At 72.1% G+C, this 24,335-nt stretch carries 16 protein-coding genes; 10 read left to right on the top strand and 6 right to left on the bottom strand.

Annotated elements, in window-relative coordinates; all coding sequences use genetic code 11:
* Positions 1-59: 59 nt before the first annotated feature.
* Positions 60-2,726 (bottom strand): beta strand repeat-containing protein, encoded by a 2,667-nt coding sequence (locus ACFQ46_RS05000; protein WP_380257774.1) that lies wholly within the window; start codon positions 2,724-2,726, stop codon positions 60-62.
* Between the two features lie 597 nt (positions 2,727-3,323).
* Between ACFQ46_RS05000 and ACFQ46_RS04995 the strand changes: the two genes are divergently transcribed.
* On the top strand, positions 3,324-5,552 hold the full coding sequence (locus tag ACFQ46_RS04995; protein WP_380257772.1) for an EAL domain-containing protein: 2,229 nt from the start codon (positions 3,324-3,326) through the stop codon (positions 5,550-5,552).
* Positions 5,553-5,746: 194 nt separating this feature from the next.
* On the opposite strand, the gene ACFQ46_RS04990 is transcribed toward ACFQ46_RS04995, so the two are convergent.
* Positions 5,747-6,184, bottom strand: coding sequence for a cold shock domain-containing protein (locus tag ACFQ46_RS04990; protein ID WP_328294293.1), 438 nt, complete (start codon positions 6,182-6,184; stop codon positions 5,747-5,749).
* Between the two features lie 173 nt (positions 6,185-6,357).
* On the opposite strand from ACFQ46_RS04990, the gene ACFQ46_RS04985 reads away from it, so the two are divergent.
* From ACFQ46_RS04985 to ACFQ46_RS04970, 4 genes are all read left to right on the top strand, one after another.
* Positions 6,358-7,392 (top strand): response regulator transcription factor, encoded by a 1,035-nt coding sequence (locus tag ACFQ46_RS04985; RefSeq protein WP_380257770.1) that lies wholly within the window; start codon positions 6,358-6,360, stop codon positions 7,390-7,392.
* A gap of 171 nt (positions 7,393-7,563) precedes the next feature.
* Positions 7,564-7,953: a peptidase inhibitor family I36 protein gene (locus ACFQ46_RS04980; RefSeq protein WP_380257768.1), complete on the top strand. Its 390-nt coding sequence runs from the start codon at positions 7,564-7,566 to the stop codon at positions 7,951-7,953.
* A gap of 162 nt (positions 7,954-8,115) precedes the next feature.
* Positions 8,116-10,395, top strand: a complete 2,280-nt coding sequence (locus ACFQ46_RS04975; protein ID WP_380257766.1) for a putative bifunctional diguanylate cyclase/phosphodiesterase — start codon at positions 8,116-8,118, stop codon at positions 10,393-10,395.
* 59 nt (positions 10,396-10,454) lie between these two features.
* Complete coding sequence (locus ACFQ46_RS04970) at positions 10,455-12,815, top strand: diguanylate cyclase domain-containing protein (protein WP_380257764.1); 2,361 nt, start codon at positions 10,455-10,457, stop codon at positions 12,813-12,815.
* On the opposite strand, the gene ACFQ46_RS04965 is transcribed toward ACFQ46_RS04970, so the two are convergent.
* The 3 genes from ACFQ46_RS04965 to ACFQ46_RS04955 all read right to left on the bottom strand — a co-directional run bounded on the left by ACFQ46_RS04965 (position 12,790) and on the right by ACFQ46_RS04955 (position 14,773).
* Positions 12,790-13,824 carry a DUF559 domain-containing protein gene (locus tag ACFQ46_RS04965; RefSeq protein ID WP_380257762.1) on the bottom strand — a complete coding sequence of 345 codons (1,035 nt, stop codon included), beginning with the start codon at positions 13,822-13,824 and terminating at the stop codon, positions 12,790-12,792. The two genes, ACFQ46_RS04970 and ACFQ46_RS04965, sit on opposite strands and share 26 nt — an antisense overlap.
* 149 nt (positions 13,825-13,973) lie before the next feature.
* Positions 13,974-14,438 carry an OsmC family protein gene (locus tag ACFQ46_RS04960; protein WP_380257761.1) on the bottom strand — a complete coding sequence of 155 codons (465 nt, stop codon included), beginning with the start codon at positions 14,436-14,438 and terminating at the stop codon, positions 13,974-13,976.
* Between the two features lie 47 nt (positions 14,439-14,485).
* The gene (locus ACFQ46_RS04955) at positions 14,486-14,773 is read right to left on the bottom strand and encodes a hypothetical protein (RefSeq protein ID WP_380257759.1); all 288 of its coding nucleotides are present in this window, start codon (positions 14,771-14,773) and stop codon (positions 14,486-14,488) included.
* Between the two features lie 235 nt (positions 14,774-15,008).
* On the opposite strand from ACFQ46_RS04955, the gene ACFQ46_RS04950 reads away from it, so the two are divergent.
* The 3 genes from ACFQ46_RS04950 (at position 15,009) to ACFQ46_RS04940 (ending at position 21,966) form a co-directional block, all read left to right on the top strand.
* A complete protein-coding gene (locus ACFQ46_RS04950) occupies positions 15,009-17,162 on the top strand; it encodes a putative bifunctional diguanylate cyclase/phosphodiesterase (protein ID WP_380257757.1) in 2,154 nt (717 codons plus the stop codon).
* A 78-nt stretch (positions 17,163-17,240) separates the two neighbouring features.
* A complete protein-coding gene (locus tag ACFQ46_RS04945) occupies positions 17,241-19,358 on the top strand; it encodes a SpoIIE family protein phosphatase (protein WP_380257755.1) in 2,118 nt (705 codons plus the stop codon).
* A 115-nt stretch (positions 19,359-19,473) separates the two neighbouring features.
* The gene (locus ACFQ46_RS04940; protein WP_380257753.1) at positions 19,474-21,966 is read left to right on the top strand and encodes a SpoIIE family protein phosphatase; all 2,493 of its coding nucleotides are present in this window, start codon (positions 19,474-19,476) and stop codon (positions 21,964-21,966) included.
* Positions 21,967-21,986: 20 nt separating this feature from the next.
* Here ACFQ46_RS04940 and ACFQ46_RS04935 read toward each other — a convergent pair whose 3' ends face one another.
* Complete coding sequence (locus ACFQ46_RS04935) at positions 21,987-22,355, bottom strand: ATP-binding protein (RefSeq protein WP_380257751.1); 369 nt, start codon at positions 22,353-22,355, stop codon at positions 21,987-21,989.
* Between the two features lie 158 nt (positions 22,356-22,513).
* Between ACFQ46_RS04935 and ACFQ46_RS04930 the strand changes: the two genes are divergently transcribed.
* Both ACFQ46_RS04930 and ACFQ46_RS04925 read left to right on the top strand, forming a co-directional pair.
* On the top strand, positions 22,514-23,557 hold the full coding sequence (locus ACFQ46_RS04930) for an NAD(P)-dependent alcohol dehydrogenase (protein ID WP_380257749.1): 1,044 nt from the start codon (positions 22,514-22,516) through the stop codon (positions 23,555-23,557).
* A gap of 95 nt (positions 23,558-23,652) precedes the next feature.
* Complete coding sequence (locus tag ACFQ46_RS04925) at positions 23,653-24,324, top strand: NADPH-dependent F420 reductase (RefSeq protein ID WP_380257747.1); 672 nt, start codon at positions 23,653-23,655, stop codon at positions 24,322-24,324.
* The last annotated feature ends 11 nt before the right edge of the window (positions 24,325-24,335 follow it).

Raw genomic sequence — 24,335 nt, 5'->3', positions numbered from 1 at the left:
ACGGAGAAGGGGGCCCAGCCGAGTGAACTCGACTGGGCCCCCTTCCTAGATCAATCAGGTCACTCGTTGTCGATCGTGGCGTCCGCGCTGCCAGAGATGTTCCAGGCATTGCCGTTGACGTCCGTGACACCGGACTGTGCAGTGATCCCCGTCGGGAGGCTGAGCCCGGCGGCCGTACCCGGAGTCAGCTGCGTGGGAGTGCCCACCGTGAATGTGAGCACGGTGTTGATCGCGTAGCTGGTACCACCGATGGTCGTCGCGGTGGCGTTACGGGTAACGGTGGTCGCCGGCCCAGCAGCACCCACGACGTAGTCGATGACCGTGCCATCGGCATCGCTCAGGCGGATCGTGGCGCCCGAAGCGGGCAGGTTGACCGGCTCACTGAACGCGACAGTGAACGTGGCCCCGCTGTTCAGCGTGAGTGCGCTGCCTGCACCGTTGGTGCCGACGCGAGTGTCGAGAGCGGTCGGCGCCGTGCTGTCGGTGCTGGGAGCCGTCGACGTCGTGTCGACGGTTGCCGCCGTGTAGTCGCCCTGATCGCCGTCGTTGACGACGGCCGCACGGTATCGGTAGGTACCCGCGGCCAAGTCGTTGTCCATGTACTGGAACCCATTAGCGACCAAGTCGGCGTCCGTGGTGGGCGAGGCGATCGTGGCGTAGGTGCCCACAGTGCCGCCCGTAACCGGTGCGCGCTGGATGACGACGGAGTCGTAGTTCGCGTCCGCCGGCGTCACCGTGACGGTGATGTCGTTCAGGGTGGAGTTGGTGGCCCCGGCCACGGCAGCGACCGTGGTCGGCGCCAGCGGGTTGACATCCGTGAGCGCGAAGGTGCTGACCCCGCCCGCGTCAGTCGCGTACGACCCCTGGACAGAGTCACCCGCGCTCAGTGCGGCCTTGAAAGTGTCAAGGCCGACCGAAGCGCCACCGACGGTGAATGTGTCGTTGGCGTCAAAGGCGAAGGAACGAGCGCCGGGGGTGTTCGTAGCCCCGGAATCGGTGTCGACGGTCGCGGTGAACGTGTTCCCCGTCTTGTCAACCGCCGTGATGGTCGCGCTACCGCCGATCGCCGTCGGACCGGACGTCACGTTCGTACCGAAGGCACCGTTTGCAGCGCGGGTCGCTACGTACGCGACCGCACCACCGAGACCGTAGCTTTCCGTCGCCGCCGCGTAGGCCCCGCCAACCGTCGCGCTTGTCTCGAGACGCGTGCTGGTACCACCATTGCTGGCAGTTTGTCCCGCAGCGCCGTTGACGTAAACGACCGGAACAACGCTACCCGGGTCGGTGCCGTCGACAGTGAAGGTGATGCTGCCGTTGACCGGCTGCACCGTCACAGTACGAGACGCGATGTTCTCAGCCGGAGCACCACCAGTGGTGACAGTGGTGAAGGGCGGGGCGGCATTGTTTACCGACGTGATGTTCGCGATGTCCGCACCCGGGTCGACCGAGAAGCCGCTCGGGGACGCCGCGTCAGCACTGCTGAGGAACGTCACGCTGCCGTCGGCCGCGGTACGGATGCTGTCAGCGTTGACCAATGTCATGCGGTACGTGGTACCCGCCGTAAGGCCAGTGACCGTGTAGGTACGGTCATCCGACGCTGCGGTGGCGGGGACGCCCTCGTCGGCCAGGGTGAAGCTGGTCGCCGCGGTCGGAGCAACCGCCACCGTCTGCAGGCTGGTGACGTTCCCACCGGCTGCGGTCTTCGCAGCCGCCGTGAGCGTTGCCGGAACACTGTTCGTGTCACCGAAAGCAACACCCGTGGTCAGCGTCGATGCGTTCGCCGTCAGGTAGTTGGTGGTACCAGTCCCGAGGGAGTTGGTGCCCAGCGTCAGCAGGATCGGCGCGCTGTTCTTGGCGGCCCAGGGGCCGGCCGCGAGGGCATCGATCTTGTCGCCGTTGGCGATGGTCGCCGTGGTCTTCAGGAACTTGCCCTGCGCGATGCCGTAGTCCGCGATCTTCTGCGCGGTCAGCGAGCGGTCGTCACCGGCGATGGTGGTGACGGTCGCGCCGAGGGCGGTAATGGCGGTCTTCACCGAGTCGGTGATCGCGTTGCCGAGGACGACGACGTTCTTCACGCCGCCGTTCTTGATGGCGTCAGCGGTCGCCTGCGGCAGCGAACCAGCGTTCGTCAGCAGCACCGGGGTGCCGTCGTAGGACAGCGGGGAAGCCGCGAGCGCGTCCGGAGAAACCTGACCGGCGAGGAGGTCCGCACGGGCCAAGAAGACCGTCGAGGCCTTGGTGGTGCCGAGGTTGTAGATCGCGGCGGCGGTGGCGAACCGGTCGGTACCCGAGACGACCTGGACCGTGAGGCCGGCGGCGGTCATCTGGGCGAGGGCCGTGGCGTCGACGGAGTTCGAGTCACCGAGGACGATGGCCTTGGTGGCGCCGAGCTTCTTGATGGCGTCCACGGTGTAGGTCGGGACGTTGCTCTTCTGCGTCAGCAGGATCGGCGCGTTGTTCAGACCAGCGACGTACGCGCCGGCCTGAGCGTCGATGGCGCGGTCGCCGTTGGCGACGACGACGGTGGTGGCCGTCGTGAACGCCTTCGTGGCGATCTGCGCGGCGGTGTCAAAGCGGTCAACGCCAGAAACCTGGGTAGCGGCGGGGTTGAAACCAGCTGCGGCCTGAGCGGGCATGGCGGCGAAGCCAAGGCCGGACAGTCCAACGAGAGCCGCGACGCCGGCCCCGATACCACGCCGGCGCAACCGGGAGGTTGCTGCGGTCACGATTGCCTCCAAGGCATGTGAAAGTGAGTTCCCCCCCGTGAGGGGCCGGCCCAGTTCGGGCCTCGCCACCCCGCCCTCCCCGCTACTCAGCGGAGTGACTCGGTGACAGAACCGAACGTACACGAGAGTCACACCAGCAACACGAGGAGTAATGAAAGATCCGGAGCCGCCACGGCGTGTCGTGGCCTGCATACTGCCTGTGACCTGCGGGTTTGTGTCCGGCAAGTAAAAGTTACAGTTCGGTAACGGGCAGCATCATCCGTACCACTGGTCCCAGTAACCCATCTGGAGTAGTCACATCGGGTGGAGTCACCAGCCACGCACGGGTGATCACTCGCAGTGGCTCAAGTGGGTGACCCCTTCCGGGCCATCCCCTCCTGGTTCATCGGGACCGCCGTCGCAGAGTGTGACGGGAAGGATCACGCTGCGGATCCCTCCCATAGGTAATGCGCTGGAGAGCCCACGACGTGCGGTGACTGAGGGTCGCCGGCAGACGGACCTCTCCGGAGACGACGGGCGCACTCCAGGCTCCGTCCGGGCCCGGCGTCACGCACTCGGCCCATCCAGCCGTCGGTCCGCCGCGCCGAACCTCTCGCCATGACGTTCCCACGGCTCGCCTGGCGGGCGGCGCTCTCGACCGCCGTCCTGGCCGTCTTCGTGCCGTTGGCCTACGTCGGCGAGCGCCGGTGGGACGAGGCGGTGCAGCTCAAGCTCCTGCTGGGGCTCGCCTGCCTGGCCGTCTGCGTCGCCCTCCCCCTCGTCGTCCGGGGTGGCACCCGGTCGAGCACCTCCCGGTGGGTGCTCGCGGCGTCGGTGTTCTCGGTGGGGACGATCGTCGCGGGGGCCTACCCGGCGCTGCTGATCGGACCGTTCCCCGCGCCGCACCTGCTGCACGCGGTGTCCCTGCTGGGGATGCTGAGCCTCACCGTCCAGCAGTTGCGGGTCGCCCGGGTGGTGCGGGACGACGAGTCGCTGCTCGTGGAGGCCCTGCTGTTCGGGGCGATCACCGCGTCCGTCTCCTGGGACGTGTTCGCCCGGTGCGGGTACCGGGGCGACGGGTGGTGGAACACGAGCGCCGCGCTCGTCATCGCGGTCGGCGCGTTCGTCGCGGCGGCGACCGCGGTCCTGGCGGTCGAGCACCCGCGGTTGCGCCTGGCGCACCTGGGCATCGCCATCGGTGCGGCCGGCACCGTCCTCACCGCGGTCACCTCCACCCGCGACCCCGCGGCCGGCAACATCGGCGCGGTCATGGGGGTCGTCGCCGCGGCCATGCTCGTCGCGTTCCAGCCGCGCGGCGGGATGGTCCGCCACGGGGGGACCGCCGCGACGCAGGCCGTGCGCCGGATGCGGCTCGCGAGCCTGCCCGTGGTGGCTCTGCTGGTGGCCGACACCGTCGCGTTCGCAGTCTCCCCCCGCGCCGACGGGGTGCAGTTCGTCTTCATCGCCGTCGTCATCGTGGTGGCGGCCGTCCGTCAGGCCGCGAGCGCCCGGGCCATCGACCGCACCCACGCGCGGCTGTCGTTCCAGGCGCTGCACGACTCCCTCACCGGCCTCGGCAACCGTGCCGCCCTGGCGGAGGCGCTCACGGCCCCCGACTCCGCGCAGTCGCTGGTGATCCTCGAGCTCGGCGGGCTCGACGACGTCACCGACGTCCTGGGGGTGGCCGTGGGCGAGGAGGTCCTGCGGGCCGCGGGGGCGAACCTGCGCGAGCACGTCACCGCCCACGGCGGCACCACGTTCCGCGTCCGCCACGACGAGTTCGCCGTGCTGCTGCCCGGCCGCCCCGAGGAGGTCGTCACCCACCTGCCCGCCGCGCTCGCCGCGATCAGCGCCGCGCCGTTGCAGGTCACCGGCGCGGGACGCTTCCCCGTCGAGGCCGTCGCCGGGGTCGCGTGCGTCGAAGCCGGCCTGCGCGGCCAGGAAGCCGGCGCGATGGTCCCCCTCGTCCACGCCGACCTGGCCCTGCGCGCTGCCCGCGCCACGGGCGGCCCCGGGTGGTCGGTCTACTCCGGTGAGGTCGCCAGCGCCCACGCCCGTCGCCTGCTGCTGCGCGAACGCCTCGCGCTGGCCGTCGCCGAGGGCGGGGTCGACGTCCACTACCAGCCGATCGTGAACTTCACGACGGGTCGCGTCGAGAAGTTCGAGGCCCTCGCCCGCTGGGACGACGTGCAGCTCGGACGCATCTCGCCCGTCGAGTTCATCGCCGTCGCGGAGGAGTCCAACCTCGTCGTGGCCCTCGGCGAGCACGTCCTGCGCCGGGCCGTCGCCAGCGCGCACGCCGCGGGGGTGTTCGCCTCCGGTGCGCGGCTGGCGGTCAACGTGTCCGTCGTGCAGCTGCAGTCACCCGGCTTCGCGGACGTCGTGCGCGAGATCCTCGGGCACTACCGGATCCCGCCGCACCTGCTGACGCTGGAGCTCACCGAGTCCGTGTTCCTGGACTCCGACTCCCCCGCCGAACGCGTCGTCACCGAGCTCGCGGCGCTCGGCTGCCAGATCGCCATCGACGACTTCGGCACCGGCTACTCCGCGTTCGGCTACCTCGACCGGCTGCCCGTCCACGTCCTGAAGGTCGACCGGTCGTTGACGCAGTCGATGACCGGCGCCGGCAACGGCCTGTCCGTCGTGACCGCCGTCGTCGACCTCGCCAACCGCCTCGGGCTGACCGTCGTCGTCGAAGGCGTCGAGACCGACGAGGAGGCCGCGATCTGCCGGCAGATCTCCGCCGGGCTCGGGCAGGGCTGGCTGTACTCCGCAGCGGTCACCGCGGACAGGATCTCCGCGGAGCTGGGTCGGGAGTACCCCGTGTCGGCGGAGCCGGTGCGCTGAGGTCGTCGACTGGAGCGTTCAGCGGCTCGGCGAGCACCGGGAGACGCGGAACGCTCCACTCGACCCGCACCGCCGGGGAGTGGAACGTTCAGCGGCCCACCGGGGCTCGGAGAGACGCGGAACGCTCCACTCCGGACCTCCCCGGGGGGACGGGGCTGCGGCACCGGCCGCAGCACCCTCCCGACGCCCGAAGGTCAGCGACCTTCGGAGACGAACCCGCGGTCGATGCCGTAGTCGGTCAGCACGTCGCGCAGCGCGACGATCTGACGGCCCTCGAGGTCGTCGACGGCGCTGAGCAGGATCTCGGTGATCTCGCGGCGGTACTGGTCCATCGGCAGCACCCCGCCACTGCGGGGGGCGGAGGTCCGGGGACGCTCGGAGGAGGCGGCCGGCGCGCGACCGGTGCTCGCACCGGCGGTGCGCGACGGGGACTGCAGGCGCACCTGGGTCGCCTTCAGGCCGCGGTCGCCCTCGGTGAGGGTGAAGTCCACCCAGACGCCCTCGGACAGGTCCTCGTTCTCGGCGCCCGCGACGTCCTTGATGTGGAAGAACACGTCGTCGGGAGCGTCCGAGCTCTTGATGAAGCCGAACCCCCGCTCGTCGTCGAACGACCGGATCTTGCCCTTGGCCACAGAACCCACCACTCCCACTGCATCGACTCACCCGCCCACGTCCGTGCTGCGGGCCGCCATCCATCTTCCCCGAGATCCAGGGGCCAGGACACCAGCACTCGTTCAGCGCAGTGAGGTGACGCCACGAAACTTTGAATGCGCACTGAGTAGCGGGACGTGTTAAGACGTCGCCCATGCTCACGGCGACGCGGTGGCGGCTCGTGCACGACCTGGGCATGGCCCTCCTGGAGGAGCCGGACCCGGGGACCCAACTCCTGGTGGGTCTCCAGTCGCTCCTGCGGCTGGTGCCGGGAGACGTCGCCGCCGACGTCGACCTCGGGCCGGCGAACACCTCCCGGATCACCGAGATCCCGGAGCTGCTGCGGCCCTCGGTGCCCGCGCACGCCCGGGCCATCCTCGAGAGCAACCCCGCGCTCGTCCACCTGATCACCCACGGCGACCTGCGCGCCAGCCGGGTGGAAGACCTCTGCTCACCCGAGACCTGGGCGAAGAACCCGATGCGCCGCCACCTGCTGGAACCCAACCGCGTCCCGTACGCCCTGCTCACGGCCCACGTCACCGAGAACGGACGCACCCACGGCTGGGGCGTCAACCGGAGCCGCCCCTTCGACGACGACGACGTCGAGGTCCTGGCCGCGTTCGAAGGTTTCCTGCGCCGGGCCGCCCACGACCGTGACCGCAGCTCGCTGGTGCTGGACCTCGACCAGGCCGTCAGTGGAGGAGCGGGTCTGGTCCTGGCACGCGGAGGCGTCGTCACCCACCTCAACGAGGTGGCGGCGGAGCTGCTCGACCGGCACCAGGTGCCGGTCTCGACCCTGGTCGGACTGAGCCGGTCCACGCTCAGCCCCACCCGCGCGGTCGGGACCCTGCCCACGCGACACGGCGCACTGCGCCTGCGGTGGCGGCCAGCACTCCCAGGCTCGTCGGCAGTGGTGGTGGACGAGGCAGGCACGGCGCACGACGGCACGGCCCTGACCACCCGTCAGCACGCGATCCTGTGCCACCTCTCGGGCGGACTCACCGCCGCGGCGATGGGACGGCAGATGGGGATCAGCGAGCGCACGGTCCACAAGCACCTCGAGAACCTCTACCGAGCCCTCTCGGTCACCGACCGGCTGCAGGCCGTCCTGCGGGGACACGAACTGGGGTTGCTGCCGGTCCTGGGGGGTTGCGGGCGGCTCGACGGGACAGTCCCGATCGGGGCCTAGCCGGTGGAAGCAGCCACCGGGCCCGGATACGCAGAGCTGCGTAACCCACACGGTGCAACTCTCCCGCCCGCCTGCGCAGTGGAGCCGAGGCGTTGTCGCCTCACCCCGGGAGGCCCACCGAAGCTGAACAGGCCGCCGGCCTCACCCACCCCCTCACTCCAGGCGATCGTCATGGCCGTCAAACCCCTCCGCGTGCTCGCCGTCACCCTGACCGCCGCCGCTCTCACGGTGTCGATGACCAGCACGACGTCCGCGGCGACCAACAGGTCCATCTGCAGCGGGGACGGTGACACCCTGCGCGCCCGCTCCTACTCCGGCGCGAACTTCACGGGCAACGTCCTCTCCTACTACGGCAGCAGCCCCTGCACGTCGACGACGACGGACGCGGACTTCAGCTTCTCCGACCTCACGACGATCGGCTGGAACGACGCCATCAGCTCCGTGCGCGACTACAACGGCTGCGACGTGAAGCTGTACATCAACACCGGGTTCCGCGGCCAGGCGATCGGTACACCAACTACGGCAGCGGGAAGAACGTCCCCGAAGGCTGGAACGACGTGACCTCGTCCTTCCGGGTGTCCTGAGCTCCAGAAGGGGAACGTCCGGCGTCCCGAGAGCACCTCGACCGGCGCCGGACGTTCCGCTGTGCGTCCCCGTGCACTGTGACCACCCGCGGCAACCTCTCGCGTCAAGTCCCAAGATCAACTGTCCGAGACCACAACCATGGCCGCCGCCCCGTTCGCCCCGACGCGTCCCACCGCGGGCCGCGTCGTCGGTGGCGTCGCGTTGCTGGCGCTCGCCGCGGTCCTCGCCCACCTGGCGACCGTGGTCCCCGGGACACCGCGCACAGCGGTCGTCGTCGTCGGGGTCGCGTCCATCGTCGTGACGGCGGTCTCGCTGATGGTGCTGCACCGCGGGCACAACTCCGCCAAGTACCTCGCGGCCGGGGTCCTGTGGGGGCTGGGCGCGGTCGTCGCCGGGCTCCTCCCGGACCTCGACCTCGGCCCGTTCCCGTTGTCCCACGTCGTGTTCGCCCTCGGTGAGCTCGGCGCGCTGGCCGTCCTCCTGCAGCTCCTCGTCCGGGCCCGCGCGGGCAGCGACGACCCGCCCCTCGTCGTCGACGCGCTGATGCTCGGCAGCGCCCTGATCACCCTCGGCTGGGACGCGTTCGCCCGCACCGGGCACAGCGGGACGGGCGGCGAGAACGCCGCGACGCTGCTGGTCGTCGTCGCGGCCTCCCTCGTCGCGGGCTCCGCCGTCGCGCTCGGCGTCGAACAGCCCCGCCTGCGGGTCTCGGCCACCGGCCTCACCGTCAACGGGGTCGCCACCGCGGTGGTCGCCGTCTGCCTCCCGCACGACGTCGCGATCGCCGGCGTCGCCGCCGCCCTCGCGATGGCCGGCGGGATCGTCGGGCTGCTGACGCTGCCGCGCGACGGGGTCGTCCGTCACGGCGGGGCCGACGCCGAACGCGCCGCCCGCCGCCTCGAGGTCGCCTCGCTGATCCCCGGCCCGGTCCTGCTCGTCGACATCCTGCTGCTCGTCGTGTTCCCACGCGCCGACCCCGTGCTGTTCGCGACGTTCATCACCGTGCTCGTCACGTTCACCATCCGGCACGCCGCGACGGCGCGCTCGATCGACCGCACCACCGCGCACCTGAAGTTCCTGGCCCTGCACGACGCCCTCACCGGCCTCGGCAACCGCACCCTGCTCGAACGCGCCCTCACCGGACCCGACCACGACCAGTCGCTCGTGCTGCTGGAACTCGTCGGGCTCGACGACGTCAACGACGTCCTCGGCGTCAGCGCCGGCGACGCCCTCATCCGGGCCGCCGCCGAGGAGGTCCTGCTCGTCGTCGGAGATCTGGACGGCAGCGCCTACCGCACCGGCGGCGACCAGATCGCCGTCGTCCTGCGCGGGGACCCCGCGCACTGCCTGCGCCACGCCGAGAGCCTCATCGCCGCGATCACCACCGCACCGGCGAAGGTCGCCGGGGCCGGACGCTTCCCGCTGACCGCCGTCGCCGGCGTCGCCGGCCGCGCGCCCGACGGCACCGACCCCGACGCGGTCGGCGACGTGATGGCGCCCTTCGTGCAGGCCGACATCGCCCTGCGCGACGCCAAGCACCTCGGCGGCGGCGCCGTGTCGGTGTACTCCGGGACGGTCGCGGTCGAGCACGCCCGCCGCGGCCTCATGCGCGAACGCCTCGCCCTGGCCGTCGCCGAGGGCGGCGTCGACGTCCACTACCAACCGGTGGTGTCGTTCACGACCGGGCGCGTCGACAAGTTCGAGGCCCTCGCCCGCTGGGAGGACCCGGTGCTGGGGCGGATCTCCCCCGTGGAGTTCATCGCGATCGCCGAGGAGTCGAACCTCGTCGTCGCGCTCGGTGAGCACGTCCTGCGCCACGCCGTGCAGTGGGCCTACGAGGCCGGAGTGTTCTCCGTCGGCGTCGGCCTGGCCGTCAACGTCTCCGTCGTGCAGCTGCAGTCCCCGGGTTTCGCCGACATCGTCCGCGAGATCCTCGACCAGTACCGGATCGCCCCGCACCTGCTGACCCTGGAACTCACCGAGTCGGTGTTCCTGGACGAGGACTCCCCCGCCGAACGCGTCGTCACCGAACTCGCCGGCCTGGGCTGCCAGATCGCGATCGACGACTTCGGCACCGGGTACTCCGCCTTCGGCTACCTCGGCCGGCTGCCCGTCCACGTGCTCAAGATCGACCGTTCGCTGACGCAGTCCCTCACCGACGACGTCAACGGCCAGTCCGTCGTGACGTGCGTCGTCGACCTCGCGAACCGCCTCGGGCTGAGCGTCGTCGTCGAGGGCGTCGAGACCCAGCAGCAGGCCGACATCTGCCGCTTCATCTCCGCGCCGCTCGGGCAGGGGTGGTTGTACTCCCCCGCCGTGCCGCGGGAACTGCTCGGCGAGCAGCTCGCCCACGTCTACCCCGTGCCCGACGCCTTGGGGCTCGAGGACGAGACCCGCGTCCCAGCGACGGAGTTCTGAGCCGGTCCGAACGGGTGTCCGCACTACGTTCCACCGCTCCACGTGCCGATGTCTGGAGGGTGACTCTCCGGCCCCTCCCGCGGGTCGACGTTCCCGCGTCGGCCCGGAGCGTCTGCTTCGCCGCCCTGTTCCTCGGCGCCGTCTACCTCGGGCGGCTCACCGTCATGGACGGGACCAGCCTGAGCGTCGTGTGGCCCGCCGCCGGGGTCGCCGCCGCGTGGCTGAGCGTCCAGCACGGAACCCGGACCCGCTGGCTCGACCTCGGCCTCCTCGCCGCGGTCACCGTCGCCGTGAACGCGGCGACGGGCGCCGGGCCCGTCCTCCTCACGGGTTTCGTCGTGACCAACGTGGTGCAGGCGGAACTGTTCGCGGTGCTGCGCCGACGCTGCTTCTCCCCCGCCGCGACCTCCTTCGGCAGCCGCCAGCTCGCGGTGCTGCTCGCCGTGACGACCGCCGCCTGCGCGGTGGGGACCCTCGGCGGGATCGTGACGATGCTGCTGAACGGTTCGCCCGTGACCTGGATCCGGATCGCCGTCTGGTTCACCCGGAACTGGGCCGGGATCCTGCTGGTCACCCCGGTGCTGCTGCGCACCTTCCACCGCGTCCCCGTCCGCCTCCCGCGCGGCGCCGGTCGCAACGCGGAACTCACCGGCGTCCTGGGCCTGTCGCTGCTGGCCTACGTCGGGGTGTTCTGGGGCATCGAGGGACTGCCCCTGGCGTTCCTGCCGCTGGCCACGACGATCTGGCTGGCCCTGCGCTTCGACACCACGATCGTCGTCGTCACCGACCTCGTGATGGCGGCGATCACGATCCTCGGGACCCTCACCGGCCACGGCCCGTTCGCCTCGATCCACGACCCCCTCACCCAGGTCCTGGTCGTCCAGGTCCACGTCGCCTTCCTGGCCGTGCTGGGCCTCGCCCTCGCCGTCGGCCGCGACGAACGCAGCTCACTGGTGGGCCGGCTCTCCGCCGCGACCGCGGAAGCCGTCGAGGCACGCGCCGAGGCCGAGCGCCACGGCCGCTTCACCGACGCCGTCCTGGCCGGCGTCGGTTCCGGCATCGTCGTCTCCGACCGGGACGGGCGGCTGCTGCTCTTCAACGACACCGCGCGCGCCTGGCACGGTCTCGACGCCGACGCCGGCCTCGATCCCGCCGAGCACGCCGGGAACTACCACCTCTACGGCCCCGACGGCTCGACCCCGCTGGCCGACGCCGACATCCCGCTGCTGCGGACGCTCGCGGAGGGCACGGTGAGCAACGCCGAGATCGTCATCGCCCGCCCGGACGGCCCCCCGGTCCCCGTGGTCTGCAACGGCCGCACCGTCACCGGTGTCGACGGGGAGGTCCTCGGAGCCGTCGTCGCCATGCACGACCTCAGCGACCTCCGGGCCCGCGAGACCGCCCTCGCGGAGGCGAACGCCCGGCTGGCCACGCACGCCACCAAGGTCGAGCAGCTGGCTGCGGCGTCCCGGACGGTGCTGAGGGCCGAGGACCCGCGCCAGGCCGTCTGCGCCGCCGCCGCCGAGATCGCCGGTGCCGACGCCGCCTACCTCATGCAGCCCGACGGGCAGGGGCGACTGGTGACGACGTCGACCGTCGGCCTGCCCGAGGACCTGGTGCTGAGCGTCGACGTCCGCCACGACGTCAGCCTGGTCCTGACCAGCTACCTGTTCTGCGAACCCGTGTTCGTGGCCGACGTCGAGACCCACCCGCACGCCAGCGCGGTCCTCACGGAGGCCTGCGGCACGGTGTCGGGCGCCTGGCAGCCCGTCGTCGACGCCGACGGCCGCGTCGTGGGGGTCCTCGGGATCATCTGGCGCCACCGGCTCGCGGTGCTGGAACCGACGACCGCCGTCGTCCTCGAAGGGCTGGCCGCGGAGGCCGCGCACGCCTTCGCCCGCGCCGACCTGCACGCCCAGCTCGCCCGCGCCGCCCAGCACGACGCCCTCACCGGCCTGGTCAACCGCCGCCGCTGGGACGACGTGGCCCGCCAGGAGATCGCTCGCGCGACCCGGCAGCGCGCACCGCTGACGTTCGCGCTGCTCGACCTCGACCACTTCAAGCGCTACAACGACACCCGCGGCCACCTCGCGGGCGACGAGCTGCTGCGGGCCTTCGCCGCGGCGGCGGGCGAGCAGCTGCGCGAGCTGGACACGCTCTCGCGCTGGGGCGGGGAGGAGTTCGCCGTGCTGCTGCCCGGCTGCGCCGCGATCGACGCCGTCGACGTGCTGGACCGCATCCGCGCCGCCGTGCCCGACGGCCAGACCTGCACGGTCGGGGTCTGCGAGTGGCTGCCGGGGATGGACGCCGAGGAGGTCATGGCCGGCGCGGACCGGGCGCTGTACCGGGGCAAGGACACCCGCAACGTCACCGTCGTCGGGTCCTGCGCCGACGTCACCGTCGTGGGCCCGGCGAGGTGAACGCGGCGGCAGCACCGGCGAGGTCTCGCCAGGAAGTGGAACGTTCGGCGGCCGTTCGCGCCTGGGAAGCCGCCGAAGGTTCCACTCCTCCGCCGGGTCGGACGATGCGACCGTCGGAGAGTCTCGCGGACCACCCAGCGCCGGCGAGACCGAGCCGCTGAGCCTCGTGGAGGCGGTGGACGGTGCGGGGTCGGCGGATGGTGACGTCGGGCTCGAAGAAGCGCAGCACCCGCAGACCGACGGTCTCGAGACGCGCCTCCCGCAGGTGGTCCTCGCGGGCCCGTCGCTCGTGCCACGTCCGACCGTCGTACTCGGCGACGAGACCGGTCACGGGGTCGAGCAGGTCGACCACACCCAGCCGGTGCCCGTCGGCGGTGAACACGTCGACGTTGGCCAGGGGACGGACGAGACCCGCGTCGCACTGCCAGACCAGTCGCAACCGGGTCTCCCCCGGGGACCACGAGTGCTCGCCCAGCAGCTCGAGGACCTCGCGCAGCGCGGGCAGTCCCCGCATCCCCGGGTGAGCCGTCGCGAAGGCCCGGACGTCCGCGACGGAGACCAGCGGCGTCGCCAGCAGGCACTCCGCGGCCGCGATCCCCTCCTTCGGGTCCTGCGCCCACCGGATGAGGTCGACGACCGTCTGCTCGGGGCTGGTCACGGGCAGACCGGCGGCGTCACGGACGTCCTCGACGCCCGAGCGCAGGTAGCGGATGCCCGGCCTCGGGCGCAGCTTCGACGTCCTGGGCAGGTGGATGAGGACGTCCTGGGGCCCGTCGGGGCCGATGCCGTCGAGGTGTCGCGCGCCGAGGAGCCTGGCTGCGGCCCAGCCACCCAGCACGTCGCCGGGGCGCATCAACCGGGAGGCGGCCTGGATGCGCAGGTCCGGGGAGTCGGGAACGTCCGCGGCGACGTGGATCCCACGGTGCACCCGACGGAACCGGCGCCCCGCGAGGACGTCCTTGCTGATCCCTGCAGCGGTGAGGTCGGCGGTGCGCTCGGGGAGGTCCATCCACCGAGGGTGGACACCCGGCCGCGCCCACGGTCCGCACCGTCCACAGGCGCTGGTCCAGAGCGTCCCTGTGCACAGAAGGACGCGAGGGAAGGGGAACGTTCAGCGGCTTCCGTCGTCCGGGAAGCCGCCGAACGTTCCCCTTCTCGTCAGACGCTCAGCGGGACCGCGCTCCAGGTGCTGGTGAAGGTGAGGCCGCTGCGCTGGAAGAGCTGGGTGACGGGGCAGCGGCGCTCGGTCTCGCTCTGCAGCCGCGCGAACTGCTCGGGGGTCGCGTCGGTCTCGAGGGTCACCTCGACGGTGACGGCGTCGAAGTTGGCGTTGCCCTCGGCGCCGGTGGAGATGACCGACGGGTCGAGGTCGCCCTGGGCCCGCAGCTGCCAGCGGCCGAGGGTGAGCCCGAGGCTCTTGGCGACGAGGCTGCCGGTGACCTGGTGGCAGGAGGTCAGGGCCCCGAGGGCGTAGCTGAGCGGGCTGGGTTCGGCGTCGGCGCCGCCGAAGGCGGGCAGGGTGTCGGCCCGGAACTGGTGCGGGTCGTCACCGAGGGCGGTGAGGGTCTGGGCGACCCCGGTCCCCTCGGCCTCGACGACGAACGGGACGGTCTGCTTGGCCACGGGTTCCTCCTGCGCTGCGCCCGGCGGTCGGGAACGCACGACGAAACCTACGGTCGCCGGGGGGAAGCGCCAACGGAGGTCAGCCGGGACGGCTCGGGCGCGCGGCTCATCAGCCGCTCCCGCAGGAAGGTCTGGAGGTTCGCGCCGAGCGGGTCGCCGGGTTGGGCCTTCTCGGGGTCGTCCAGGCCCCGTTCGCGGCGGGAGACCCGGGGACCGGTGGCGCGCAGCGACAGGAGGAGGCGACGGGAGTACGTCCCCGCGAGCAGACAGTGCCCGGCCTCGGCGCGGAGAGTCAGGTCGAGCCCGTCCAACCAGTCGTCGTAGGAGGCGATCACGCGGTCAGTGTGCACCCCGGTCGTCCACCTCCGGATCACCCGAGAGGACCCACCTCGGACGGTCACCACGCGATCTCCATGCGTCACCGGGGTGGTGTCACGCGCCGCGAGACGGGCTGTCCGGCACACAGGTTCCGGCCTGGAGCTCACCCATTCGACCGATGGATCTAGCCATCACCCGCGCCGATGACCAGGATGGCGGACGGGAGGGGCCACGAGCACCGAGGGGGCAGTCATGGGGGACACGGTCGTCACCGTGGTCGCGCTCGCCCGCACGACGGTCATCGCCGCCTCGTTCGCGGCCCTGACCCTCCGGGTGCGGCGCCCCGCCGGCGAGCGATCGGTGTGGCGCTCCTACCAGTTCGGCGTCGGGACGCTGCTCCTCGGTTCCGCGCTCGACACCGTCGTCCGGGCCGGCGGGATCCGGTCCCCCGTCACGGGCGTCGCGCTCGTCGCCTGCGCGCAGACGACGTGCTTCTTCCTGTACCGCGCCCTGCTGCACTGGAACCGCCAGCGCACCTCGACGTCGGGCACCGGCCGGGCGGACTGGCTGCTCGGCGTCGGGAGCACGGCCGCGTTCACCGGGATCCTGCTGACGGCGGCCGCGTCCGCCGGCCACCGGGCGGGCGCCTTCGCGACGCAGCTGCACGCCTTCCACCTCAGCGCCCTGCTGGTGCTCCTGGTCTCCTACCTCGTCGTGATGATCTCGGCCCAGGCCGTGCGCAACGCCCGCGGCTGGGTGGTCGTGGCGAGCGTCGCCGTGGTGCTGGCCGGCCAGGCGCACCTCGCGCTGCACCCCTCGGAGACGACTCAGGTCCTGGCCTCGCTGTCCTGGGCCGGGCTCGCCGCGACCCTCGGCGGGTGCGCGCTGCTGCACCCCTCGCCCAAGGGGCCCTCGGTGCCGTCGCCGCTCTCGCTGGCCGTCAGCGCGTTCGGGGCGCTCGGGCTGGGTCTGGTGACGGCCTTCGCCGCCCTCAGCGTCCCCGGGGCCCGCGCCGCGCTGGTCTGGGCGGGGCTCGCGATGCTGCTGGCCTGCGTGCGGTTGTTCCGCTTCGTCGGCGAGATCACCGCGCAGGACCGCGACCGTCGCGACGCCCGCACCGACGAGCTGACCGGGCTGGGCAACCGCCGGGCCTTCACCGCGGCCGTCGAGGAGGCCTGCGCGGGTGAGGCCCCGATCGCCGTGGCCCTGCTCGACCTGGACCGCTTCAAGGAGGTCAACGACCACCACGGTCACGGCGTCGGGGACCGGCTGCTGCAGGTCGCGGCCGTCCGGCTGCAGGAACTCACCCCGCCGCGGGGACTGCTGACGCGGCTCGGCGGCGACGAGTTCGCCGTCGTCCTCACCGGCGCCGACGCGGCCGCCGCGCTGCGCACCGCGCGGACCTTCGCCGCGGCGATCGGCGGCGGCCTGATCGTCGAGGGCCGCTCCTTCGACGTCGGCGCCAGCGTCGGCGTGGCCACCTCCACCGGTCTCGACGACCTCGACGGGCTGGAGCTGCTGCGCCGGGCGGACGCCGCGATGTACGTGGCGAAGGGCGGCGGCGGCGGCGTCACGCTGCACGACGACGAGATCGACCGGCTCTGGCGGGGGCGCGCCGATCTGGCCGAGGACCTGCACGCCGCCTTCGAGTGCCCGACGGTCCTCCCGTTCGAGGTGCACTACCAACCCCAGCTCTGCCTGCGCAGCGGCGAGGTCGTCGGCGTCGAGGCCCTGGTGCGCTGGCAGCACCCCCGGCACGGGCTGCTCGCCCCGGCCGCGTTCCTCTCCATCGTCGAGGAGCGCGGGCTGATGCCGGCCCTCACCTCCCACGTGGCCCGGACCGCGAGCGCCGACCTGGCCCGGTGGCGCGCGGCGGGGCTCGACCTGCGGTTGTCGATCAACACCTCCACGACGTACCTGTCGGACCCGCAGCTGCTGGAGGTCCTCGACGAGGTCGTCCGCAGCGGCACGGCCCCCTCCCGCCTGGTCGTGGAGGTCACCGAGACCACCCTGATGCGGGACCCGGAGCGGGCGCTGGCGATGTGCCACGAGATCACCGCGCGCGGTTGCGCGCTGAGCATCGACGACTTCGGGACGGGGTACTCCTCCCTGGCCTACCTGGCGAACCTGCCGGCCACGGAGCTGAAGATCGACCGTTCGTTCACGATGCGTGCGCTGACCGACGTGCGGATCGCGGCGATCGTCGCGGGGACGGTGGAGCTGGCCCACCACCTGGGTCTGCGGACCGTGGCGGAGGGGGTGGAGGACGAGGGGACGCTGGAGCTGCTGCGGCGCACGGGGTGCGACGAGTCGCAGGGATACCTGCACTCGCGGCCGGTCCCGGCGGCGGAGCTGCTGCGCTGGGTCATGGACCGGCGTCGGGCCGCGGCCGTCGCCGTGGTGTGAGGGCAGGACCACCGGGGCGGCCGCCGGGCCCCGCGCTCAGGCTCGCGCCACCCCGGAGTGGGGCTTAACCTCTTTCCGATGGACGGGACGAACTCGACGGCGTTCGCCGGGACCGCCGCGCAGTTGCCACAGGTCCTGCACGGTCAGCCCGGTGCGGTGCTGCTGGTGCGGGTGGCCGACGGCGTGGTCCTCTTCGCCAACCCCCTCGCGGACCAGCTGGCTCCCGGGATCTCCCTGCCCTGCGCGGTCGACGACTGGTCGCGGGCGGCGGGTCTGCAGGCTTCCGACGGCATCGACATCTCCGACCCGGCGACGGGCTCCTCGCCGCTGTCCCGGATCGCCCGCGGCGAGCCGGTGCACGGCGAACGCGTCACCGCAGCCCGGTCCTCCGACATGTCGGGCGCCCGTGAAGCTCTGTGGGTCATCGGCCTGCCGTTGTCGGACGCGCCCGTCGACGAGCTCAGCGGGCTGGCCCTGGTGGCGTTGCTGCCGCTGCGCGAGGAGGGACTGGTCCGCGACGCGAAGGAGTCCGCGGAGCGCCTGCACAGCCGCGCGGTGCTGGCCAGCGACCTCTCCTTCACGATCTCCGACCCGACGCAGCCGGACAACCCGCTGGTGTGGGTGAACCCCGCCTTCGAGCGGGTGACCGGGTACGGCCGGGAGGTGCTGGGGCAGAACTGCCGGTTCCTGCAGGGGCCGGAGACCGACCGCGACGCGGTCCAGCGGATCCGGCGTGCCCTGGAGACGGGCGAGACGATCACGGAACTCCTGCTGAACTACCGCAAGGACGGCACGGCGTTCTGGAACGAGGTGGTGATCTCCCCCGTCCGCAGCGCCGACGGTCGGGTCACGCACTTCGTGGGCGTGCAGTCGGACGTGACGATGCGGGTGCAGGCCGAGCGCGAACGCGATGCGGCGCTGGCCTACGCCCGCGACGCCCGGCACCGGCTGGAGTTCCTCTCCAGGGTGACCGAGCAGTTGTCGGAGGTCCTGGATCCCGATGCCGCGCAGGACCTCCTGCCCTCCCTGGTCGTCCCGGAGTTCGCCCAGTGGGCGTTCGCGACCCTCCTCGACGGCGGCGGCCGGACGCGGCACATCCACGCGTCGCATGCGAACCCGGCGATGACCGCGGAGACCGACCGGTTCCAGGAACTGCACGACGGGCTGGGCGACGGCTCGATCTCGATGCAGGTGCTGCACGGGGAGCTCGGGCCGACGCTGGTGACCGTCACCGACGACCTCGTCGACGCGGTCGCGACGACCGAGACCGCGCAGGTCCTGCGCCGTCTCGGGCTGGGCAGCGCGATCGTCGTGCCGCTGCGCGCGCGGGGTCTGGTGACGGGTTCGCTGACGCTGCTCTCGGGCCCCGACCGGGCCGCCTTCACCGAGGACGACCTGGCGACGGCGAGCGACCTGGGGGCCCGGGCCGGGGTGGCGCTGGAGAACGCCCGGCTCTACGCCCAGCAGCGGACGTCGTCGGAGACGTTGCAGCGCAGCATGTTGAGCCCGCCGACCCAGTCGGCCGGGCTGTCCATCGCCACCCGCTACCACCCGGCGGCGGAGGCCGCGCAGGTCGGTGGGGACTGGTACGACGCGTTCACCCAGCCCGACGGGCGAACCGTCGTCGTCATCGGTGACGTCATGGGTCACGACGTGTCGGCGGCGGCCGCGATGGGCCAGCTGCGGACCCTGGTGCGGGCGCTGGCCTACGACCGTTCCGCGCAGCCCGACGAGGTCCTGCGGCGTCTCGACGAGGTCCTCGCGGGCCTCGGCCTGACGACGCTGGCCACGGCGGTCGTCCTGCAGCTCGACCCCGAGTCCGCCGACGGCAGCCGGGTGATCCGCTGGTGCACGGCCGGTCACCTGCCCCCGGTGGTCGCCGACCCGGACGGGTCGGTGCGCTTCCTGGCCGGGGAGGGGATCGTCCTGGGCCTCGGCGCCGGTCAGCAGCGCGTGCAGCAGGAGGCTCGCCTCGAGCGGGGGTCGACGCTGCTGCTCTACACCGACGGTCTCGTGGAACGGCGCGACCGTCCGATGGACGTCCGTCTGGGTGAACTGCGTGACGTCGTGCACGCTGTGGCCGGGGTGGAAGGGGCGGACGTGGAGACGCTCTGCGACCAGCTGCTGGTGCGGATGCTGCCCGACGGCAGCGACGACGACGTGGCCATCGTCGCGGTCCGCGTCACCGGCACCTGACCCCACAAATCTTCTAGACTCTTCTAGACGCTCCCGACCCTACGGAACCGAACACTCTGCGTCATGATGTGTGACGGGGAGCATTCGACGCCACCCCTTCGAGGGGAGACGACGGGTGACGGAACAGACCGGCGAGGACGCCCGCATCGCCGCGACCGAGCGTCTGCTGGGTGCCGCCCCGCTCGGCGCCCTCGACGTCGTGACGTCGCTGGCGGCGCAGATGCTGCACACCACCTCCGCCGAGGTCTCGCTGGTCACCGACGTGCGGCACACCGTCACCGCGGCCGGCGAGACGGCGCAGAACGCCGGTTCGAGCACCTCCCGCATCGACTCCTTCTGCGCCATCGTCGTGGAGGAGGGGCAGGCCCTCGTCGTCGCCGACGCCGTCCACGACGTCCGGGTGCGCGACCGCCGGCCCGTGGTGACGGGGTTCCTCGGGTCCTACCTCGGGGTCCCGATGATCGCCGACGACGGCAGCGTCGTCGGGTCGCTCTGCGTGCACCAGCACGAACCCCGCGGTTGGACGGCGCACGAGCAGGAGATCCTCACCGAGCTCGCGAGCGCGGCCACCGGCCACCTCGAGATCTCTGCCCTCACCGACGACTACCGCGGCCGGCAGCGGGCCGCGGAACTCGGGTCGGCCGCCACGGCGGCGGGGATCGGCACCTGGGAGTGGAACTTCGCCGACGACTCCCTCGTCTGGGACGACGTCCTGCTGGACCTCTTCGGGCTCACCCCGGAGACCTTCGGCGGCCGCATCGACAGCTTCAACGCCGCCGTCCACCCCGAGGACCTGCCCGAGGTCACCCGCCTCCTGACCGAGGCCATCGCCACCAGCGGGGTCTACGAGGCGCAGTTCCGGATCCTGCGCCCCGACGGCGGACTGCGCTGGATCGCCGCCCGCGGGAAACCCTCCCCCGGCCCGGACGGCCGCGTCGACCGGTTCGTGGGTGCGGTGACCGACCTGACCGCGTTGCACCGCGGGGAGGCGCGCATCGGGACCGTGCTGGACACCATGGCCGTCGGCTACGTCGCGCTGGACCGGGAGGGGCGGTTCACCTACGCCAACACCGAGGCCGAACGGGTCCTCGCGACCCCGCGGGCGCAGTTCCTCGGCCGGACGGTCCGGGAAGCGTTCCCGACGATCGAGGGCTCGACGGTGATCCAGGAGTACCGCCGCGTCGCGGACGGCGGCGCGAACGTGTCCTTCGACGCCTACTACCCACCCCCGCTCGACGCGTGGTTCGAGGTCCGGGTCGTACCCGTCGACGACGGGGTCGGGATCTACTTCTTGGACATCAGCGGACGAATTGCGGCGCAACAGGAAGCGGAACGCAACGCGGAACGGGCCGCCGCCCTGGCCGAGGTCGCCGGCGCCTTCGCCGAGACCCTCGACGCCGAACAGGCCCTGCTGGACGCCGTCCGTGCGCTGGTGCCGCGGTTCGCCGACTGGACCATCGTGTCCACCCTGGACGGGGGCACGGCGTCCTGGAAGAAACGTCTCCGCGACGTGGGGGCCTGGCACCACGACCCCCTGCTGCGGGGGGTCCTCGAGGAGTACCGCGGACTGCGGGTCGAGGCGTTCGCCCACGACTCCCCGGTCCGCGACGCGCTGACCCACGGGACCCTCGTCCTGGTGGACTCCGCCGCCCTGCCCCCCGGTCACCTCCTGGAACCCGGACGCGCGCACGAACTCCTCGTCGACCTGGCTCCTGCCACCACCGTCGTCCTGCCGTTGCGCGGCCGGGGCCGGACCCGGGGACTGCTGACCGTGGCCCGCACCGCGGACCGCGAACCGTTCTCCACCGAGGACACCGCCACGTTGGAGGAGGTCAGCCGCCAGATCGGACTCGGCCTGGACAACGCGCAGCTCTCCGCCGCGCAGCGCGGTCTGGCCGAGGAACTGCAGTTGAGCCTCCTCACGGAACTCCCCCGCTTCGGCGACCTGCAACTCGTCGCGCGCTACGTCGCCGCCGCCGACGGCGCCCAGATCGGCGGCGACTGGTACGACGGCTTCACCGTCGCCGACGGCAGCACCTTCCTGGTGATCGGCGACGTCACCGGCCACGACCGGGGTGCGGCCGTCGCGATGGCGCAGGTGCGCAACGTCCTGCGCGGGGTGGCCCACGCCCTCCGCGACTCCCCCGCCCGCATCCTCGAGGCCCTGGAACGGGCGATGCGCGACCTCGCCGTCGACACCCTCGGGACGGCCGTCCTGGCCCGGGTCGAACAGGGTCCGACCGACACCACGCGCGTGCTGCGCTGGTCCAGCGCGGGCCACCTCCCCCCGCTGGTGGTGCACGCCGACGGGCGGGCGGAACTCCTCGACCGCCCGCACGACCTGCTGCTGGGGCTCGACTCCGGCCTGCAACGACACGACCACACCGTCGCCCTGCTCGAGGGCGACACGCTGCTGCTCTACACCGACGGGTTGGTGGAACGCCGCGACGAGGACCTCGACGAGGGGCTCGACCGGTTGCGGCGCAACGCCGTCGAGCTCGCCGGGCTGCCCGCGGACCAGTTCTGCGACACGCTGCTGGAGCGGATGTCACCGGGCAGCGAGGACGACATCGCGCTCCTGCTGCTCCGCGTGCACCCCACGTCCTGACCCGGCGGAGTCAGACGAGGTCAGGCGGAGAGGTCGCACCAGACGGTCTTGCCGCTCGCTTCCGGGCGCACACCCCAGGCGGAGCTGAGGACGGCGACGAGCCCGACCCCGCGTCCGGACTCGGCGTCGGCACCGGGGGTGGACAGCTGCGGCGCGGCCTCGCTGCCGTCGCTGACCTCGAGGTGCAGGACCCCCGAGCGGCAGTCCACGCAGGCGCGGACGGGGGGCTGACCGTGCTCGACGGCGTTGACGATCAGCTCGGAGATGACCAGCAGAGCCCGGTCCAGGACGTCCCCCGCGTGGTCCGGGCACATGCGCGAGCGCACGAACACTCGGGCCCGACGGGCCGCGGACAGGTCCGCCGGCAGGTCGAGCTCGGCTTCGGGCATCGCCTCGCACACAGGACCATGGTGCTGCCGGTACGGGTGGGCCGCGTCTGGTAGAAGGTGCAACCACTTGTTCTGCGCCTTCCCGGGTGTCGGGATACCGTCGGCCACGGCGCAACGACGCGTGTCCGCACCCCCCGGCAACAAGCACTGGAGAAGTCGTGCCCACCACAGTCAAGGCCTACGCCGCCACGTCCGCGACCGAGCCCCTGACGCCGTTCGAGGTCGAACGCCGCGACGTCGGACCCAAGGACGTCGCGATCGACATCAAGTTCGCCGGCATCTGCCACTCCGACATCCACACCGCCCGCAGCGAGTGGGGCCCCGCGAACTACCCGGTCGTCGTCGGCCACGAGATCGCCGGGATCGTCACCGAGGTCGGCTCCGAGGTCACCAAGTTCACCGTCGGTGACCGCGTCGGCGTCGGCTGCATGGTCGACTCCTGCGGGGAGTGCAAGAACTGCACCGCCGGCAACGAGCAGTTCTGCCTCAAGGGCAACATCGGCACCTACAACGGCGTCGGCAAGGACGGCCAGCCCACCCAGGGCGGCTACTCCCAGGCCATCGTCGTGACCGAGGCCTTCGTCCTGAACATCCCCGACGGCATCGAGCTCGACGAGGCCGCGCCGCTGCTGTGCGCCGGGATCACCACGTACTCCCCGCTGCGCCACTGGGGCGCCGGCCCCGGCAAGAAGGTCGCCGTCGTCGGCCTCGGTGGGCTCGGTCACATGGCCGTCAAGATCGCCGCTGCCATGGGCGCGGAGGTGACCGTCCTGTCGCAGTCGCTGAAGAAGCAGGAGGACGGGCTGCGCCTGGGCGCCGCGCACTACTACGCGACCTCCGACGAGTCGACCTTCGAGGACCTCAAGGGCTCCTTCGACATCATCGTCAACACCGTCAGCGCGCAGCTGGACTTCGACAAGTTCCTCTCGCTGCTCGAGGTCAACGGCGCGATGGTCAACGTCGGTCTGCCCGAGAAGCCGATCTCGCTGCACATGTTCTCCGTCGTCACGGGCAACCGCAGCTTCGCCGGCTCCAACATCGGCGGGATCCGCGAGACCCAGGAGATGCTCGACTTCTGCGCCGAGCACCACCTCGGGTCCGAGATCGAGACGATCCCGGCCGAGAAGATCAACGAGGCCTACGAACGCGTGCTCGCCTCCGACGTGCGCTACCGCTTCGTGATCGACACCGCCACCCTCTGACCCGCTGCGTCCCGGCGCGCGACCTCGCGCGCCGGGACGTCCCCGGCCCTCGACCCGGGGGAGCGCACCGGCGGGAGGCGACCTACGGTGCGGACATGGACATCGGCATCATCGGCGCCGGCAACATCGGCGGAAACCTCGCACGCTCCTTCACCGGTCTCGGTCACCGGGTCCGGATCGCCAACTCCCGTGGGCCGGAGACGCTCGCGGACCTCGCCGCGGAGACCGGCGCGGTCGCCGTGCCGGCGGGCGAGGCGGCGCAGGGCGCTGAACTCGTGGTCGTGACCGTGCCGCAGAAGAACGTGCCGGACCTGCCCGCAGGTCTGCTCGACGCCCTCCCCGACGGCACCGTCGTGATCGACACCGGCAACTACTACCCCCGTGAACGCGACGGCCTGATCGCCGAGATCGAGGCCGGTACCCCGGAGACCGTGTGGGCCGCGCAGCACCTCGACCCGGCCGGCCGGCTGCGGTGGGTGAAGGCGTTCAACGGCATCCAGGCCGAGCACCTGCTGAGCGCGACCCGTCCCGTGGGCGACATGGAACGCCGGGCCCTGCCCGTCGCCGCCGACGACGAGGAGGCCAAGGCCACCGTCATCGCCCTGCTGGACGAGATGGGCTTCGACGGCGTCGACGGCGGCTCGCTGGCCGACTCCTGGCGCCAGCAGCCCGGCACCCCCGTTTACGGGGCCGAGGGCAGTGCCGAGACGATCACCGCCGCCCTCGCCGCCGCGCCGCGCGAGCGCCCCGCCGACTTCCGCGCCTGACCTTCCGGAGG

It is taken from the genome of Kineococcus sp. GCM10028916 (assembly GCF_042674865.1).
In the GTDB taxonomy this organism is placed as follows: Bacteria; Actinomycetota; Actinomycetes; order Actinomycetales; family Kineococcaceae; genus Kineococcus.
This window is presented reverse-complemented; position numbering and strand designations above follow the sequence as displayed.

Excerpts from the sequence above, each read along its gene's own strand:
- ACFQ46_RS04965 (WP_380257762.1), bottom strand. The coding sequence starts at position 13,824 with ATGGACCTCCCCGAGCGCACCGCCGACCTCACCGCTGCAGGGATCAGC.
- ACFQ46_RS04985 (WP_380257770.1), top strand. The coding sequence starts at position 6,358 with ATGCTCACGGCGACGCGGTGGCGGCTCGTGCACGACCTGGGCATGGCC.
- ACFQ46_RS04945 (WP_380257755.1), top strand. The coding sequence starts at position 17,241 with ATGGACGGGACGAACTCGACGGCGTTCGCCGGGACCGCCGCGCAGTTG.
- ACFQ46_RS04950 (WP_380257757.1), top strand. The coding sequence starts at position 15,009 with ATGGGGGACACGGTCGTCACCGTGGTCGCGCTCGCCCGCACGACGGTC.
- ACFQ46_RS04980 (WP_380257768.1), top strand. The coding sequence starts at position 7,564 with ATGGCCGTCAAACCCCTCCGCGTGCTCGCCGTCACCCTGACCGCCGCC.
- ACFQ46_RS04975 (WP_380257766.1), top strand. The coding sequence starts at position 8,116 with ATGGCCGCCGCCCCGTTCGCCCCGACGCGTCCCACCGCGGGCCGCGTC.
- ACFQ46_RS04995 (WP_380257772.1), top strand. The coding sequence starts at position 3,324 with ATGACGTTCCCACGGCTCGCCTGGCGGGCGGCGCTCTCGACCGCCGTC.
- ACFQ46_RS04935 (WP_380257751.1), bottom strand. The coding sequence starts at position 22,355 with ATGCCCGAAGCCGAGCTCGACCTGCCGGCGGACCTGTCCGCGGCCCGT.
- ACFQ46_RS04925 (WP_380257747.1), top strand. The coding sequence starts at position 23,653 with ATGGACATCGGCATCATCGGCGCCGGCAACATCGGCGGAAACCTCGCA.